Source organism: Pseudomonas sp. KH_040 (assembly GCF_057839305.1).
In genome coordinates this window covers 2052342-2067360 of record NZ_CM174487.1, presented here as the reverse complement: position 1 = coordinate 2067360, position 15019 = coordinate 2052342, and the positions used below count along the sequence as shown (strand labels likewise).

The 15019-nt window shown below is 59.1% G+C and carries 14 protein-coding genes; 1 reads left to right on the top strand and 13 read right to left on the bottom strand.

What is annotated here, in order from left to right; translation table 11 throughout:
- Window positions 1-37 precede the first annotated feature (37 nt).
- From AC3IUF_RS09315 to AC3IUF_RS09305, 3 genes are all read right to left on the bottom strand, one after another.
- Complete coding sequence (locus AC3IUF_RS09315) at window positions 38-760, bottom strand: amidotransferase (RefSeq protein ID WP_007914071.1); 723 nt, start codon at window positions 758-760, stop codon at window positions 38-40.
- A gap of 92 nt (window positions 761-852) precedes the next feature.
- Window positions 853-2997: a 3-hydroxyacyl-CoA dehydrogenase NAD-binding domain-containing protein gene (locus tag AC3IUF_RS09310; RefSeq protein WP_489280908.1), complete on the bottom strand. Its 2145-nt coding sequence runs from the start codon at window positions 2995-2997 to the stop codon at window positions 853-855.
- A gap of 24 nt (window positions 2998-3021) precedes the next feature.
- Entirely contained in the window at window positions 3022-4227 is a 1206-nt protein-coding gene (locus AC3IUF_RS09305; RefSeq protein WP_007914069.1) for an acetyl-CoA C-acetyltransferase, read from the bottom strand.
- 585 nt (window positions 4228-4812) lie between these two features.
- On the opposite strand from AC3IUF_RS09305, the gene AC3IUF_RS09300 reads away from it, so the two are divergent.
- The gene (locus tag AC3IUF_RS09300; protein ID WP_489281617.1) at window positions 4813-5634 is read left to right on the top strand and encodes a c-type cytochrome; all 822 of its coding nucleotides are present in this window, start codon (window positions 4813-4815) and stop codon (window positions 5632-5634) included.
- A gap of 119 nt (window positions 5635-5753) precedes the next feature.
- Here the strand turns inward: AC3IUF_RS09300 and AC3IUF_RS09295 are convergent, their stop codons facing one another.
- The 10 genes from AC3IUF_RS09295 to AC3IUF_RS09250 all read right to left on the bottom strand — a co-directional run bounded on the left by AC3IUF_RS09295 (window position 5754) and on the right by AC3IUF_RS09250 (window position 14949).
- Window positions 5754-6557 carry a transglutaminase family protein gene (locus AC3IUF_RS09295; RefSeq protein ID WP_007914065.1) on the bottom strand — a complete coding sequence of 268 codons (804 nt, stop codon included), beginning with the start codon at window positions 6555-6557 and terminating at the stop codon, window positions 5754-5756.
- Window positions 6554-7504 (bottom strand): alpha-E domain-containing protein, encoded by a 951-nt coding sequence (locus tag AC3IUF_RS09290; RefSeq protein ID WP_007914063.1) that lies wholly within the window; start codon window positions 7502-7504, stop codon window positions 6554-6556. The genes AC3IUF_RS09295 and AC3IUF_RS09290 overlap by 4 nt, the downstream gene beginning before the upstream one ends.
- 12 nt (window positions 7505-7516) lie before the next feature.
- Window positions 7517-8926, bottom strand: coding sequence for a circularly permuted type 2 ATP-grasp protein (locus AC3IUF_RS09285; RefSeq protein ID WP_007914061.1), 1410 nt, complete (start codon window positions 8924-8926; stop codon window positions 7517-7519).
- Window positions 8927-9413: 487 nt separating this feature from the next.
- On the bottom strand, window positions 9414-9761 hold the full coding sequence (locus AC3IUF_RS09280; protein ID WP_007914059.1) for a ribonuclease E inhibitor RraB: 348 nt from the start codon (window positions 9759-9761) through the stop codon (window positions 9414-9416).
- A gap of 209 nt (window positions 9762-9970) precedes the next feature.
- Complete coding sequence (locus AC3IUF_RS09275) at window positions 9971-10204, bottom strand: hypothetical protein (RefSeq protein ID WP_007914057.1); 234 nt, start codon at window positions 10202-10204, stop codon at window positions 9971-9973.
- Window positions 10205-10424: 220 nt separating this feature from the next.
- The gene (gene speE / locus AC3IUF_RS09270) at window positions 10425-11300 is read right to left on the bottom strand and encodes a polyamine aminopropyltransferase (RefSeq protein ID WP_007914055.1); all 876 of its coding nucleotides are present in this window, start codon (window positions 11298-11300) and stop codon (window positions 10425-10427) included.
- Between the two features lie 237 nt (window positions 11301-11537).
- Entirely contained in the window at window positions 11538-11729 is a 192-nt protein-coding gene (locus AC3IUF_RS09265; RefSeq protein WP_007914053.1) for a PLDc N-terminal domain-containing protein, read from the bottom strand.
- A gap of 71 nt (window positions 11730-11800) precedes the next feature.
- Window positions 11801-12331, bottom strand: coding sequence for a hypothetical protein (locus AC3IUF_RS09260; protein ID WP_007914051.1), 531 nt, complete (start codon window positions 12329-12331; stop codon window positions 11801-11803).
- Window positions 12332-12495: 164 nt separating this feature from the next.
- Window positions 12496-13014 carry an ankyrin repeat domain-containing protein gene (locus tag AC3IUF_RS09255; protein ID WP_123374706.1) on the bottom strand — a complete coding sequence of 173 codons (519 nt, stop codon included), beginning with the start codon at window positions 13012-13014 and terminating at the stop codon, window positions 12496-12498.
- A 96-nt stretch (window positions 13015-13110) separates the two neighbouring features.
- The gene (locus tag AC3IUF_RS09250) at window positions 13111-14949 is read right to left on the bottom strand and encodes a long-chain-acyl-CoA synthetase (RefSeq protein ID WP_489280907.1); all 1839 of its coding nucleotides are present in this window, start codon (window positions 14947-14949) and stop codon (window positions 13111-13113) included.
- Between the last annotated feature and the right edge of the window lie 70 nt (window positions 14950-15019).

Genomic DNA, 15019 nt, shown 5'->3' with positions numbered 1-15019 from the left:
TGATGTGGGAGCGAGCCTGCTCGCGAAGCTTTTGGCCTTAGACAGTTTCTGGCTTGTGCGCGACAAACCGCATCATCCATTCCGCAACCGTAGCGCCATGGTGTTCCTGCTCCAGACTGGCTACGCCTTTGCTGTAGATCTGCGAACCCAACGCTTCCTGACGCAGATCCAGCAGCGCACGCGAGTAATCGTGGATGAATTCCGGGTGGCCCTGGAAGCACAACACCTGATCGTTGATATGGTAAGCCGCAAACGGGCAAAAATCGCTGGAAGCAATCACCGTGGCGTTTTCCGGCAGCGCTGTGACCTGATCCTGGTGGCTGATCAGCAGTGTCAGTTCCTCACGCACCGGGCTCATCCACGGCGCCTTGGCCGCGAGTTTGTAGTTATGGGTGCCGACACCCCAACCTTGCGTGGCGCGCTCACTCTTGCCGCCGAGCAGCAGCGCCAGCAGTTGATGGCCGAAGCACACGCCGAGCAGTTTGTCGCCGCGCTCGTAACGCGTCAGCAGGTATTGCTTGAGGGTCTGAATCCACGGATCAGTGCCGAACGAATCGGCCTTGCTGCCGGTGACCAGATACGCGTCGAACGTCTGGTCGTCGCTCGGGTATTGGCCCTGCATCACGTTGTAGACGGTGAACTCGGCGGCAATCGGTTGCTGCGAGAACAGGCGCTGAAACATCTGCCCGTAACCCTGATATTGATCGACCAGTTCCGGACGCAGGATGTCGGTTTCCAGAATGCAGATGCGTAGCGACATAAAAAATACCTGACACGTGATGGGAATAATGAACACCCCAGAGCCTGCCCTGAAACACCTTGGCAAGGCAAGCCCTGGAATGCTCGTTGCCGTTAGAACATTTCACCTTTCGCTGCTTTATCCAGCAGCAGCGCGGGCGGCGCAAAACGCTCGCCATATTGCTCAGCCAGATACTGCGCGCGAGCGACGAAATCTTTCACCCCGTATTGGTTGATGAACTGCAACGCACCGCCGGTCCACGGCGCAAACCCGATACCGAAAATCGAGCCGACATTGGCGTCCGCTGTCGAGGTCAGCACGCCCTCTTCCACACAGCGCACGGTTTCAATGGCTTGTACAAATAGCAGCCGATCACGCACATCCTTAGGCGAAATCTGCCCGTCGGTTTTCTCGAATCGCGTCTTCAGTTCGGGCCACAAATGTTTCTGTGCACCGCTTGGGTAATCGTAAAAACCGCCACCCGCCGCTTTGCCCGGACGCTTGTATTCGTTGAGCAGCAAGTCAATCACGGCAAAGGCCGGGTGCTCAATCAGCGGTTTCCCTTCTGCCCGTAGGTCCTTGGCTGTTTGCTGACGGATATGGCTCATCAGGCTGAGGGAAACTTCGTCAGAGATAGCCAGAGGTCCGACCGGCATCCCGGCTTTGCGCGCTTCGGTTTCGATCATCGGCGCACTCACGCCCTCGCCGAGCATGGCAATACCTTCGTTGGTGAAGGTGCCGAACACCCGCGAAGTGAAGAAGCCGCGACTGTCGTTGACGACGATCGGGGTTTTCTTGATTTGCACAACGAAATCGAAACCGCGCGCGAGGGTTTCATCGCTGGTCTGCGCGCCCTTGATGATTTCCACCAGCGGCATTTTTTCCACCGGACTGAAGAAGTGCAGGCCGATGAATTTGCTTTGATCCGGTACGGCAGCCGCCAGACCGGTGATCGGCAACGTCGACGTGTTGGAGGCGATGACCGCTTCGGCGCCAACAACTCGCTGGGCTGCAGCAGAGACCCTGGCCTTGAGGTCGCGGTCTTCGAACACCGCTTCGATGATCAGATCGCAACCCGCGAGGTCGGCATCATTTTCGGACGGCTTGATCCGCGCCAACACCTCATCACGCTTTGAAGCATCCATCTGTCCGCGAGAGACTTTCTTGTCCAGCAACGCGGCAGAGTGTGCTTTACCTTTTTCGGCAGCAGCCAGATTGACGTCCTTGAGCACCACTTCAATACCCGCCGAAGCACTGACAAACGCAATACCCGCGCCCATCATTCCTGCGCCAAGCACGCCGAGCTTCTGCATCTTGTAAGGCGCAAAGCCCTGCGGCCGCGAACCACCGGCGTTGATCTCATTGAGTTGAAACCAGAACGTGCCGATCAGGTTTTTCGAAATCTGCCCGGTGGTCAGTTCGGTGAAATAACGGGTTTCGATCAAGTGCGCGGTATCAAAATCGACTTGAGCGCCCTCCACCGCCGCGCAGAGGATCTTTTCCGGCGCCGGCATCGTCCCTTGAGTCTTGCTGCGCAAAATCGACGGTGCAATTGCCAGCATCTGCGCGACTTTCGGGTTCGACGGCGTGCCGCCCGGAATCTGATAACCCTTCACGTCCCATCGCTGCACCGCTGTCGGGTTGGCCACGATCCAGGCTCGTGCTTTGGCCAGCAACTCATCGCGATCCGCTGCGAGTTCATCGATCAGCCCCGCCTGCAATGCCTGTTGCGGCCGCACCTTCTTGCCTTCAAGCAAATAAGGCAGCGCTTTCTCGATGCCGAGCATGCGCACCATGCGCACCACCCCGCCGCCGCCCGGCAACAGGCCGAGGGTTACTTCCGGCAGACCGAGTTGCACCGATGCATCCTCCAAAGCCACGCGGTGATGACAGGCAAGGCAGATTTCCCAACCACCGCCCAGCGCCGCACCGTTGATCGCCGCAACCACCGGTTTGCCGAGGGTTTCCAGGGTGCGCAACTGCGCTTTGAGGGTCAGCACCATGTCATAGAAGGCTTTGGCTTCAGGCTTGCCGACCTTGATCAGTTCGTTGAGGTCACCGCCGGCAAAGAAGGTTTTCTTCGCCGAGGTGATGATGACCCCGGCAATCTGGTCTTTTTCAGTCACCAAGCGTGCAACGCAGGCGGCCATGGCCTCACGGTACACGGCGTTCATGGTATTGGCGCTCTGGCCCGGCATGTCGATGGTCAGCACGACGATGGCGTCCTGGCCTTTTTCGTAACGGATGGCTTCGCTCATAACAAGGTTCCTTGAATTCGGGGCTCAGAGGCGTTCGATGATGGTGGCAATGCCCATGCCGCCGCCGACGCACAGCGTCGCCAGGCCATAGCGCAGGCGCCGCGCTTCCAGTTCATCGAGCAGCGTTCCGAGGATCGCGCAACCGGTGGCGCCCAGCGGATGCCCCATGGCGATCGAGCCGCCGTTGACGTTGACCTTGTCCGGGTCGACGGCCATGTCCTTGATGAACTTCAGCACCACCGAGGCAAACGCCTCGTTGACCTCGAACAGGTCGATGTCTTCAACGCGCAACCCGGCCTTGGCCAGTGCCTTGCGCGTCGCCGGTGCCGGGCCGGTGAGCATGATGGTCGGATCAGTGCTGGTGACCGCCGTGGCGACAATGCGCGCCCGGGGTTGCAACCCCAGCGCCCGGCCTTTGGCTTCGGAGCCGATCAGCATCAGTGCAGCACCGTCGACGATCCCGGAGCTGTTGCCCGGTGTATGTACATGATTGATTCGTTCCACATGGCTGTAGACCCGCAACGCCGTGGCGTCGAAACCCATCTGGCCGATCATTTCAAAACTCGGCTTGAGCTTGCCCAAGCCTTCAAGGGTCGATTCAGCGCGGATGAACTCATCGTGGTCGAGCAGGATGATGCCGTTCTGATCCTGCACCGACACCAACGACTTGTTGAACGAACCGTCAGCCCGCGCCCGTGCGGCTTTCTGCTGCGAGTGCAGCGCGTAGGCATCGACGTCGTGACGACTGAAACCCTCAAGCGTAGCGATCAGGTCGGCACCGACGCCTTGCGGAGTGAAATGACTGTGCAGATTAGTCTGCGGATCGAGCGCCCAGGCGCCGCCGTCGCTGCCCATCGGCACCCGCGACATCGACTCGACACCGCCGACCACCACCAGATCTTCGAACCCCGAGCGTACTTTCATCGCGCCGAGGTTGACCGCTTCCAGGCCCGAGGCGCAAAAGCGGTTGATCTGCACACCGGCAACGCTGACATCCCAATCGGCCACTTGCACAGCGGTTTTGGCAATGTCCGAGCCTTGATCGCCAATCGGCGTGACGCAGCCGAGCACCACGTCATCGACCTGACTGGTATCGAGCGAGGTGCGTTCTTGCAGCGCGGTCAGCAGACCGGCAACCAGATTCACCGGTTTGACGCTGTGCAAGGCGCCATCGGCCTTGCCTCTGCCACGGGGCGTGCGTAACGCATCGAATATCAAAGCTTGGGTCATGACGTCCTCGAACCTGTGCGGGGAGTGATTGCTTGTGTCCCCACTCTTGGCCCGAGCGGCAATGGATTCAATGACCACAGTGCTCAATGCGCTTGACCCACACGCTCAGACGGACGGTCATTAACTGTCAGGTGAACCGGTTCAGGTCGGCGAGTTGTCTAGCCAGCGGGCGGCAAAGAAGCTGGCAATAAGCCTCATGCCTTTTTTATCGCACATGGCAAGCGCTCCATATGAAATGGATCTAAGCCAAGCGTGACGTGGCCCCTAATGTAGAACATGTACGTCAGGGTCGTCGGGTTTTGCCGAGGCAGACGTTCTTCAACAGGAAGTGCAGCGCTTGCCGTCATGGATATGCAGGCAAGCATCAGGAAATAACAATAAAGGCGGTCAAGCCATGTTCAAGCAACCGAAAGTTCGTCAAGCAGGGCTCATTCTTTTCGCCACGACGCTGTTGTTGATTTTGCCGAATCTGACCAAGGTCATCGGCTGAATCGAGCGGCAGGTGCTGTTTATCGCCACTGAAAATGTGACTGGCCCGCTACCCGGGCCAGCGTGGCTGTGCCAACCTTGGCGCACTCCCACGACATGGACGGCGACCATTTGAAAGCGCTTATTGTGTTCGGGGCCATGCTGCTGAGCATGCCCTTGTCTGCCGCACAGTTGGATCTGCAACTGGGCGCAAGCAGCCGCACCTGGCAGACCGAGGCATTGCTCAAGCATCCTCAGGTACAAACCCTCACCATCAAAAACGATGTGTCCTACAAGAAGGACATGACCTATCGCGCCGTGCCCGTGGCTGCGCTGCTGACCGGGATCAAACCGCAAGATCACCTGCAAGCGGTGGCACTGGACGGGTTCGCCGCCGAGTTAGCTGCAGCGCCGCTGCTCAATACAAATGGCGCACGGGCCTGGCTGGCCATTGAGGATCCGGCTCAGCCCTGGCCAGCGCTGTCTGAGGGCAAGCACAGCGCCGGGCCGTTCTATCTGGTCTGGACCGATCCGCAGGCCGGCAATATCAGCCCGGAGCAATGGCCATTCCAGGTCGCGAGCATCAAGCGCATGGCACCCGTGGCCGAACGCTTCCCGGCCCTGCTACCGGATCCTGCGTTGAAGGCGAATGACCCGGTGAATCTGGGGTTTGCGCTGTTTCAGAAGAACTGTCTGGCGTGTCACCGGTTAAACGGCGCGGGGGACGCGCAATTCGGGCCGGACCTGAACATTCCGTATAACCCGACCGAGTATTTCGGCGTGGATTTCTTGAAGCGTTACATTCGCGATCCGCAGAGTCTGCGGCAGTGGCCACAGGCGAAGATGCCGGGGTTTTCGGTAGAGGTTTTGCCGGAGGGGGATTTGGAAATGCTTGTGGGGTATCTCCAGCACATGGCCGGACGCAAAGTTAAGCCCTGAGCACATTTCCTTGTAGGAGTGAGCCTGCTCGCGATAGCGGAGTGTCAGACACTGATAATTCAACTGTCAGACCGCTATCGCGAGCAGGCTCACTCCTACAAGGGTTTTGTGTGAGCCCGTTACTGTTGCTGGACGGAGATGATCGGCGTTGGCGAGACGAACACCTTCGCATGCATCTGCTCACACCCACCGCCACGGCGCATGCCGCGTACCGGGCAGGCATCCAGATAATCCAGGCCCACCGCCAGCTTCAAATGCCGTTCCGGCCGCGCCAGCTCATTGGTCACGTCAAAGCTGTACCAGGCGTCATCCAGCCATGCTTCCGCCCAGGCATGGCTGGCCAGATGCTCGCAATCCTCGCTGTACAGATACCCCGACACATAACGCGACGGAATCCCGAGACTGCGCGCGCAGGCCAAAAATGCGTGAGCGTGATCCTGACAAACCCCGGCACGCCCGGCGAAAGCTTCCGCCGCGCTGGTGTCTACTTCGGTCGAACCGGGCGTGTAGGTCATGTGCTGATTCAAACCGTGCATCAAATCAATCAGCGCCGTGCGATCGCGCCGTTGCTTGCAGGACTTTTCGGCAAACGCGCGCAAGGCCTCGTCCGCCTCGGTCAACCGGGTAAAACGCAGAAACGGCAACGCCGACTGGCTCTCATGCTCCGCCTCGCGCAGCTCATCGATATCGACCTGCCCGCGCGCGCCGATGATGATCGCTTCGTGCGGCTCGTCCATGGTCAGCACGTGCAGAATATTGCCGAACGGATCGAGCTGCGCGCGCACCGGGCGCGGCAGATCGAGTTGCCAGCTCAACACGTGCTGACGCTCGCTGTCGTGGGGGGTCAGTCGCAGGTACTGGATGCTCGCCCGCACCTGATCTTCGTAGTGATAGGTGGTCTCGTGGCTAATGGAAAGTCTCATGCAGCCTCCAGGTAGGAACTGTGAATGGCGTTACCCAACTGGCGCACCAGCGGGATGAATTCGGTCAGCCAGGCGTGCAGGCCTTCCTCGAGAATTTCGTTGATGCCGGTGTAGCGCAGGCGCGCATCCATCTCTGCCGCCAGACGTTGAGCCGGACGGCCATTGGCGCCGGGCAGTTGCGCGAGGATCTGATCGATCTCTTCGGTGCAGGCACGCAGTGAACGCGGTACGTCGGCACGCAACAGCAGCAACTCGGCGACATGTCTGGCGCCCGGCGCATCGCGGTAGATTTCGGTGTAGGCCTCGAATGACGACAAGGCACGCAGCAAGGCACTCCACTGGTAATAGGCGTGGGCCGTGCCGTCGCTGACCGCTTCGGCCTGATCGCCAGCCATTTCGTAACGGGCATCGAGCAGTCGCAAGGTGTTGTCCGCACGCTCGATAAACGTCCCGAGACGAATAAAACGAAACGCATCGTTGCGCATGATTGTGCCGTACGACGCACCACGGAACAGGTGCGAACGTTCCTTGATCCACTCGCAGAAACGGCTCATGCCATAGCGACTGAGACCCTGTTCGGCGATTCCGCGAATCTCCAGCCACGTCGCATTGATGTTCTCCCACATGTCCGCCGTGATGCGTCCGCGAACCGCGTGTGCACTGGCTCGCGCCGCACCGAGGCAACTGTAGATGCTCGCCGGATTGGCCGCATCGAGGGCGAAGAAGTGCAGCAGCCGTTCGGCATGCAACGCGCCGTGACGCTCCAGGTAATCGTCGAGGGTGCCGGTAATCAGCAGCGGCATGGCCAATTCGTGCAGACCATCACCGCGACCGTCCTGCGGCATCAGCGACAGCGAATAACTGATGTCGAGCATCCGTGCGAGGTTTTCCGCCCGCTCCAGGTAACGCGACATCCAATACAGATCCGAGGCAGTTCTACTTAACATGGCAAGCTTCCTTCAATCCTCGACCACCCAGGTGTCCTTGGTACCGCCGCCCTGGGAGGAATTCACCACCAGGGAGCCTTCACGCAGTGCCACACGGGTCAAACCACCGGGCACCACGCGGGTTTCGCGCCCGGACAAGACAAACGGGCGCAAGTCGATATGGCGCGGCGCAATGCCGTTTTCGACAAAGGTCGGACAGGTCGACAGCGACAGCGTCGGTTGCGCGATATACGCATGGGGCTTGGCCTTGATGCGTTCGCGGAAGGCATCGATTTCCGCTTTCGTCGATGCCGGCCCCACCAACATCCCGTACCCGCCGGACCCCTGAGTTTCCTTGACCACCAGATCTGGAAGATTGGCCAGCACATGGGAAAGTTCAGACGGGTTGCGGCACTGCCAGGTCGGCACGTTCTTCAGGATCGGCTCTTCATCGAGGTAGAAACGGATCATGTCGGTGACAAACGGGTATACCGATTTGTCGTCCGCCACACCGGTGCCGATGGCGTTGGCCAGCACCACGTTGCCAGAGCGATAGGACGACAGCAGCCCCGGCACGCCGAGCATCGAGTCGGGATTGAACGCCAGCGGATCGAGGAACGCGTCGTCGAGGCGGCGATAAATCACGTCCACCGCTTTCGGGCCGTCGGTGGTGCGCATGAAGACCTTGTCGTCACGCACAAACAGGTCCGCACCCTCGACCAGTTCAACGCCCATTTCCCGCGCGAGAAACGCGTGCTCGAAGAATGCACTGTTGAAGCGCCCCGGTGTCAGCACCACCACGCTTGGGTCATCAATCGGGCTGGAGCTTTTAAGGGTGTCGAGCAACAGGTTCGGGTAATGATCGATCGGTGCGATGCGCTGGGCGGCGAACAGCTCCGGGAACAGGCGCATCATCATCTTGCGGTCTTCGAGCATGTAGCTGACGCCGCTCGGCGTACGCAGGTTGTCTTCGAGCACGTAATAGGTGCCGTCGCCGTCGCGCACCAGATCGACGCCGGAGATGTGCGAATAGATATCGCGGTGCAGATCCAGGCCTTGCATCGCCAACTGGTATTGCTCGTTGGCCAGCACCTGTTCGGCGGGAATGATCCCGGCCTTGATGATGCGCTGCTCGTGATAGAGGTCGGCGAGGAACATGTTCAACGCCTTGACCCGCTGGATGCAGCCGCGCTCGACGATCCGCCACTCACTGGCAGGGATGCTGCGCGGGATGGTGTCGAAAGGAATCAGGCGCTCAGTGCCCTGCTCGTCGCCATAGAGCGTGAACGTGATGCCGGCGCGATGGAACAGCAGATCGGCCTCGCGTCGCCGCTGGGCCAGCAGTTCGTCTGGCGTATCGGCCAGCCAGCGGGCGAACTCCCGATAATGCGGGCGAACCTGGCCGCCGGCATCGTACATCTCATCAAAATAGGTGCGGATCATGCCGTACTCCTTGTCACCCGGACATACAGGCCTTCGCAAGGCCCGTGCCATCGGCATAAACGCTTTGATTTCAATCGGTTGGAAATACACGCCGCAGGCACCGCACCATTCCTGTGCGGCAATTGCCCCAACCGGATTGCCCCCGCTTCATTGCGACGCACTGCATCGCCTATCACCAGCATAGTCAGAGTTGATTTCACTGCCCGGCGCTGCCTGCGGATAATCCGCGCATTCGCTGCAAAACTTCGCCGACTACAACGTCACGAAGCGCCCAGCTCAACTGATTGGGCTTGCCCCGGCAGCCCGCCCCGCTGTAACCCTGACCGGTTTCCTCTCCTTATCGGTCTTCCCTTTTAGCCACCCTCTCCGGTGGCTTTTTTTTGCCTCGGTTTCTTGTTTCAGGGTTTTGCCAGAGCATTTCGCTTACGCCGGAAATGACAACGGCCAACCCGAAGGTCAGCCGTTGTTCAACAAATGAAACCAGAGATCAGTTCAAACGGTGGCGGTTGCGCACCTCCTGTTTCACACCCCAGCCTTCGATAATGCCGCCCAGAGGTTCAACCACGGCAGAGAATCCCTGCTCGAAGTCGCCAATATCGTCATACGTCGCGTACATCACTTTGCTTAATTCCAGCGCCCACGCACCGTCATCACGCACGCTGACCTGGGCATTGATGGATTCACCGCGAAATTTGCCTGCCGCCCTGCGCGCCCGCTCCTCGTCCGGGAAAATGGCATAGAACTCGATGGGATGGAATCGGGAAAAATCGAAACCGCCTTCTTTCATGCGGCGCAGAACATTGCTGCTGATGTCTTCTTGATAGGCTGTGCTCATGAATCGTCCCCCTCGCATAGATGGATAGACTTTCCGTATTCCCGCCCCGGGCCTTTGGCCAAAGTACTACGGCAACGTGGTTGCACGCGGGAACAAGCATGTAGCTGACAAGACCAGACCTTAGCGATCCGTTCGCTGATCTCGCTTGCAGAGTAGCCCCAAGTTAGAGCTGCTGCCAAGGCCTGGTGTGAAAGGTGACAGGAAGAATGTCAGATGGGAGTGATGCTGCGGATTTCAATGCTGTTCTGGGTTTTCAGACTTTTCACGCCAGCATCGGCGGTACGCCCTTCCAGATCGTTCAGGTCCAGTTCGGCGGCGACGGGCAGAAGCCGTGCCTTGATCAATCGAGCGGCCTCATCGTCACTGGGGCATTCCGCGCGCTCGAACACCTCATCGACAATTTCACCATGATCGTCCACGAAAGTGACTTTCCACTTTTGCATCGGTGCCTCCTCGATCAAACCCGCAAATGGGCTTACACCTATCTCGACTGTATGCGCCGAAAGTTGGTTCAAAAGGATTACAGCGGACAAAGATGAAAAAAACGACATTTACTGTAGGAGTGAGCCTGCTCGCGATAGCGATTTCTCATCCAACGCTGATGTTGGTAGACAAACCGTAATCGCGAGCAGGCTCACTCCTACAAAGACTTGCAGCGATTATTCAGTCGTTGCTTGGCTTGTTGATCGCCTGCAGCACGTACTGCGGCAAGGCGAACGCGCCGATGTGGATTTCCGGGTTGTAGTAGCGGGTGACGATACCGCTGCCAATGAAGCGCTGTTGCAGGGTTTCACGGCTCAGCTTGCGGTAAGCCGGGTTGGTCGAGCCCCAGGCGAAAGTCATCGAGCCACCGATGTAGGTCGGTACGGCCGCCTGGTAGAAGTGCCAGTCCGGGAACAAGCTGTTCAGGCGACCGGCGGTGGTTTTCACTTCGTCGATCTGCATGAACGGCGTGCCGTTCTGGGTCACGAGGATGCCGCCCTCGTTCAGGCAACGATGGCAGGCCTGATAGAAGTTTTCCGAGAACAGCACTTCACCCGGGCCGATCGGATCGGTGGAGTCGGAGATGATTACGTCGAATTTTTCCGTGGTGGTGGCGACGAAACGCATGCCGTCGTCGATCACCAGGTTCAGACGTGGATCGTCGTAGGCGCCGCTGGAGTGGTTCGGCAGGAACTCTTTGCACATGTCGACCACGGTGCCGTCGATCTCGACCATGGTGATGTGCTCGACACCGGCGTGCTTGGTCACTTCGCGCAGCATACCGCCGTCACCGCCGCCGATGATCAGCACACGCTTGGCGCTACCGTGGGCGAGGATCGGCACGTGAGTGAGCATTTCGTGGTAGATGAATTCGTCGGCTTCGGTGGTCTGAATCACGCCGTCCAGTGCCATGACACGGCCCATGCGCGGGTTCTGGAAGATCACCAGGTGCTGGTGTTCGGTGCGCACTTCGTGCAGCAGCTTTTCCATGCGAAAACGCTGGCCGTAGCCTTCGTAGAGGGTTTCCAGGTACTCGCTGGTTTGGGTAACGGTCATGGTCAAGTGCTCCGATGAATGCGCGGGCGTCAATCGTGGGGACGATTGCCCGGGAAAGGCGCGCATTCTACGTTGCCGAAGATGACAGGTCGAACCTCACTTCATCGGCCCACCACAATCCTTGTGGGAGCTGGCTTGCCAGCGATAGGGTCAACTCGGTTCATCAGTGACACCGCAGTGATCCTATCGCTGGCAAGCCAGCTCCCACAGGTTTTGGGATGCTCACGAAGTTTGTGGCTAGATCCGCACGTTGCCGCGTGGTCCGGCGATTGCCCAGATGATCAGGCCCAGCACTGGCAGGAGGATGATCAGCAGCACCCAGACGATTTTCATCCCGGTGGTCGCGCCGCTTTTCAACACGTTGATGATGGCCCAGATGTCGAGGGCAAGGATGATCAGGCCAATCAGACCGTTGAACGTGGAACCCATGGTGTCGCTCCAGAATAGTGGCATGCACTTTTAGGATAGACGGTCGCGCGCAGGGTTCCCTTTTATTGCACTCAGACGTGAACGGCGATCTTCAACGCTTCGAGCGATGGCGCGGCGGCGATGCCGACTTCGGCGCACAGTTCTAGCACCCGTGGCACGTCGTTGCCGAAGACCAGCACCATTTGCAGTTCGTCGTCGAGCAACTGGCTGAAGTTCATCAGCGTGTAGCCGCCGTTTTCCTTGTTCATGCTGCTCATCTGCACCTGGATGCGGTTGAGTGCGACCAGCGCTTCGGTCTTGGCCAGTTGCTTGGGCTTGAGGTTGAAATCCACACCCGGACCGAACGAGGCGACGATCTGCGCGAACAGGTCAACGTAGGTGTCAGCCTGGAACAGCACGGTTTCCGGCAGGCTGCCGACGACGACCCACTCACCCAACGGGATCGGGAAGGTGTCGTCATAGTTGATGTCCGGGTTGGCGGTCAGAAAAGCACCGGCATCGGCGTAGGCTTGCGCGGCTTCATCGGCCACTTTCAGGATCTCGTCCTCGCCCATGCAGCCGGAGCTGATTTTGCTGATGAGTTCGACGAGTGCGGCTTTCATGAGGGCGGATCCTGTAGAAGGTGAAATTTGAGGGCGCGGAGGATAGCGCACAAAGCAAAAGATCGCAGCCTTCGGCAGTTCCCTACCGACTCAGCATCGTCCGCGAAACAGACGGCGAACGCATCATCGTAGGAACTGCCGCAGGCTGCGATCTTTTGATCTAATCAACCCAACAGTTTTTCCAGCTGCGCGGTGGTATCAACCGCGCCCATCGTGCGGGCCGCATCCAGCGCCGTGACGCCATTGGCATCCTTGGCTTGCGGATTTGCGCCTTTGCTGATCAGGTAATCAACAATTTCCACACGATTGAACATCGCCGCCATCATCAGCGCCGTACGACCATCAAACGACGAGCCTTCGATCTCGGCGCCCGCCTCGACCAACGCCTTGACCACCGCCAGATCGCCCTTGAACGCCGCACCGGCAATAGGGCTCTGGCCGTTGCCATTGCGCATTTCCGGATCGGCCTTGTGTTTAAGCAGCACTTGCACTGCATCGACATGGCCGTAATAGCTGGCCAACATCAACAACGTGTCGCCCTTGCTGTTCTTCAGGTTCACCGGCAAACCGGCCGTGACCAGGCGATCAAGCATCTCGGCATCACCGTCGCGCGCCTTGTTGAAAACCTGCTCGGTGAATTCGGCAGCTTCTTCAGGGGTCATCTGGCGGCTTTGGTCGGACATGGGCAACTCCACTTTCGGTCTATCGGAAAGTCGACAGTTTCCCGAGCGAGGCGCTGGCTGTCACCCCCTTTTTCTCAAGTCGTGCCATAGCCAGATTCAATAACGATGCTTGCCCTGATGGATTTCCGCCAACACCTCATGGGTAACTCGAATATAAGTCTGCGTGCCAGGCAGCCAAGCGTAAATCGGGTCATCGCCCGCCTGGCCCGGGTCGAAGCCTTCATTTTTCAATCGGGTTTTCTGGTATTTGAACGTGCCGGTGGTTTCCATTTTTACCTTCACTCGCAGAAACAACGGTACGGCGTAGGCCGGCATGCGCTCCCGGGCAAAGGTCAGCAACTCGGCGAAATCCAGGGTCGCGAGGGATTCCGCCGGCGTGATCGCCGCCATGCCGGCGCGGCCGTTGGTGTTGCGGATCTCCACGCCATAGGCCACCGCCTCGGAAATCTGCCGGTGTTGCAGCAGAAGGTTTTCGACTTCGGTGGTCGAAACGTTTTCGCCCTTCCAGCGGTAGGTATCACCGAGCCGATCAACAAATTGTGCGTGGCCGAAACCGATGTTGCGCAACAAATCGCCAGTGTTGAAAAACCGATCGCCTTTGCTAAACACGTCGTGAAGGACAACCTTGGCGGTTTTTTGCGGATCGGTGTAACCGTCCAGCGGCGCCTTTTCGTCGATCCGCGCCAGCAGCAAGCCCTGCTCGCCCTTGCCAACCTTGCGCATGAAACCGTCGGCGCTGCGCAGCGGCTCGCCGCTTTCATGGTCGTAGGCGACCAACTCCCAGGCCATCAGCGAGAAACCGATGGTATTGTCGAAGTTGAGAATGTTGGTGAACCCGATGTTGCCGTCGCTCGCCGCGTACAGCTCACAGATGTGCTCGACGCCGAAACGCGTTTTGAACTCAGCCCAGGCACCCGGGCGCAAGCCGTTGCCGATCATCTTGCGCACATCGTGACGACTGTCATCGGCGCTCGCCGGTTGATCGACCAGATAACGGCACAACTCGCCGACATAGCCGATCGTGGTCGCGCGATAACGGCGCACATCGTTCCAGAACTGGCTGGCGCTGAACTTGCGGCGGATCGCGAAACCCGAGGCGCCATTGACCGCCGAGCCCCAGCACACGCAGAGACCGGTGGCGTGGTACAGCGGCAAGGTGCAATAGACGACGTCGTCGGGGCCCATGTTGAGGGCGATCATGCCGAAACTGGCGGAGCTGCGCATCCAGCGCCCATGCTTGAACACCCCGGCCTTGGGCAGGCCGGTCGTGCCCGAGGTGTAAATGTAGAAACACGGGTCGTCAAAGAAGATCTGCTGGCTGCTCGGTGGATTCTCGCTGGAGGCATCGGCACTGGCGCTGATCAGGTTGACGTAGCCCTCGGGCGCAATGCCCGGATGGCTGTAAGTGTCTTGATCTGCCACGAACCAGGTACGAGGCGCGGCGATCGTCACTTGATCGCGAATGGCCGCATAAGCTGGAACCAGTTCATCGCCAACGACAATCGCCACCGGTGCCACCAGATTCACACTGTGGATCAGTGTGTCGCGAGTCTGTGAGGTATTGAGCAGCGCGCTGACCGCACCGACCTTGGCCAGCGCCAGAATGGTTACCAGCAGTTCCGGGCGGTTTTCGATGAACACCGCGACCACGTCGCCCTTGCCGATGCCTTGCCCGTTCAGATAGTGAGCGATGCGGTTGGCCCACTGGTTGACCTGCGCATAGCTCAGCCGCACATCGCCCTGCAATAACGCCGGCCCCTCTGGGTTGCGCAGCGTCGCTTGCTCGAACGTCCAGCCAAGGCCACAGCTTTGGGTCGGATCCGTGACGTTGGCCACCTTCATGCCTTTGACCACCCGTGGGATGGCCTTGGCGATCATCGGCAATTTTCGGAGCATCATGCCCCAGGTAATCGTGTCGCTTGGCGCGTGACTCATGGATGCTCCCCGTCCGACCTTGGCGTGCAGGTCGATGTTTTTATTTTTCGGGCTTTGGCTTGCAGCAACC

Bases quoted from the DNA above. Each gene is read 5' to 3' on its own strand.
- AC3IUF_RS09280 (WP_007914059.1), bottom strand. From the start codon at position 9,761: ATGAGCACAGCCTATCAAGAAGACATCAGCAGCAATGTTCTGCGCCGC.
- AC3IUF_RS09300 (WP_489281617.1), top strand. From the start codon at position 4,813: ATGGACGGCGACCATTTGAAAGCGCTTATTGTGTTCGGGGCCATGCTG.
- AC3IUF_RS09255 (WP_123374706.1), bottom strand. From the start codon at position 13,014: ATGTCCGACCAAAGCCGCCAGATGACCCCTGAAGAAGCTGCCGAATTC.
- AC3IUF_RS09315 (WP_007914071.1), bottom strand. From the start codon at position 760: ATGTCGCTACGCATCTGCATTCTGGAAACCGACATCCTGCGTCCGGAA.
- AC3IUF_RS09250 (WP_489280907.1), bottom strand. From the start codon at position 14,949: ATGAGTCACGCGCCAAGCGACACGATTACCTGGGGCATGATGCTCCGA.
- AC3IUF_RS09275 (WP_007914057.1), bottom strand. From the start codon at position 10,204: ATGCAAAAGTGGAAAGTCACTTTCGTGGACGATCATGGTGAAATTGTC.
- AC3IUF_RS09305 (WP_007914069.1), bottom strand. From the start codon at position 4,227: ATGACCCAAGCTTTGATATTCGATGCGTTACGCACGCCCCGTGGCAGA.
- AC3IUF_RS09285 (WP_007914061.1), bottom strand. From the start codon at position 8,926: ATGATCCGCACCTATTTTGATGAGATGTACGATGCCGGCGGCCAGGTT.
- AC3IUF_RS09260 (WP_007914051.1), bottom strand. From the start codon at position 12,331: ATGAAAGCCGCACTCGTCGAACTCATCAGCAAAATCAGCTCCGGCTGC.
- AC3IUF_RS09265 (WP_007914053.1), bottom strand. From the start codon at position 11,729: ATGGGTTCCACGTTCAACGGTCTGATTGGCCTGATCATCCTTGCCCTC.
- AC3IUF_RS09310 (WP_489280908.1), bottom strand. From the start codon at position 2,997: ATGAGCGAAGCCATCCGTTACGAAAAAGGCCAGGACGCCATCGTCGTG.
- AC3IUF_RS09295 (WP_007914065.1), bottom strand. From the start codon at position 6,557: ATGAGACTTTCCATTAGCCACGAGACCACCTATCACTACGAAGATCAG.
- speE (WP_007914055.1), bottom strand. From the start codon at position 11,300: ATGACCGTTACCCAAACCAGCGAGTACCTGGAAACCCTCTACGAAGGC.
- AC3IUF_RS09290 (WP_007914063.1), bottom strand. From the start codon at position 7,504: ATGTTAAGTAGAACTGCCTCGGATCTGTATTGGATGTCGCGTTACCTG.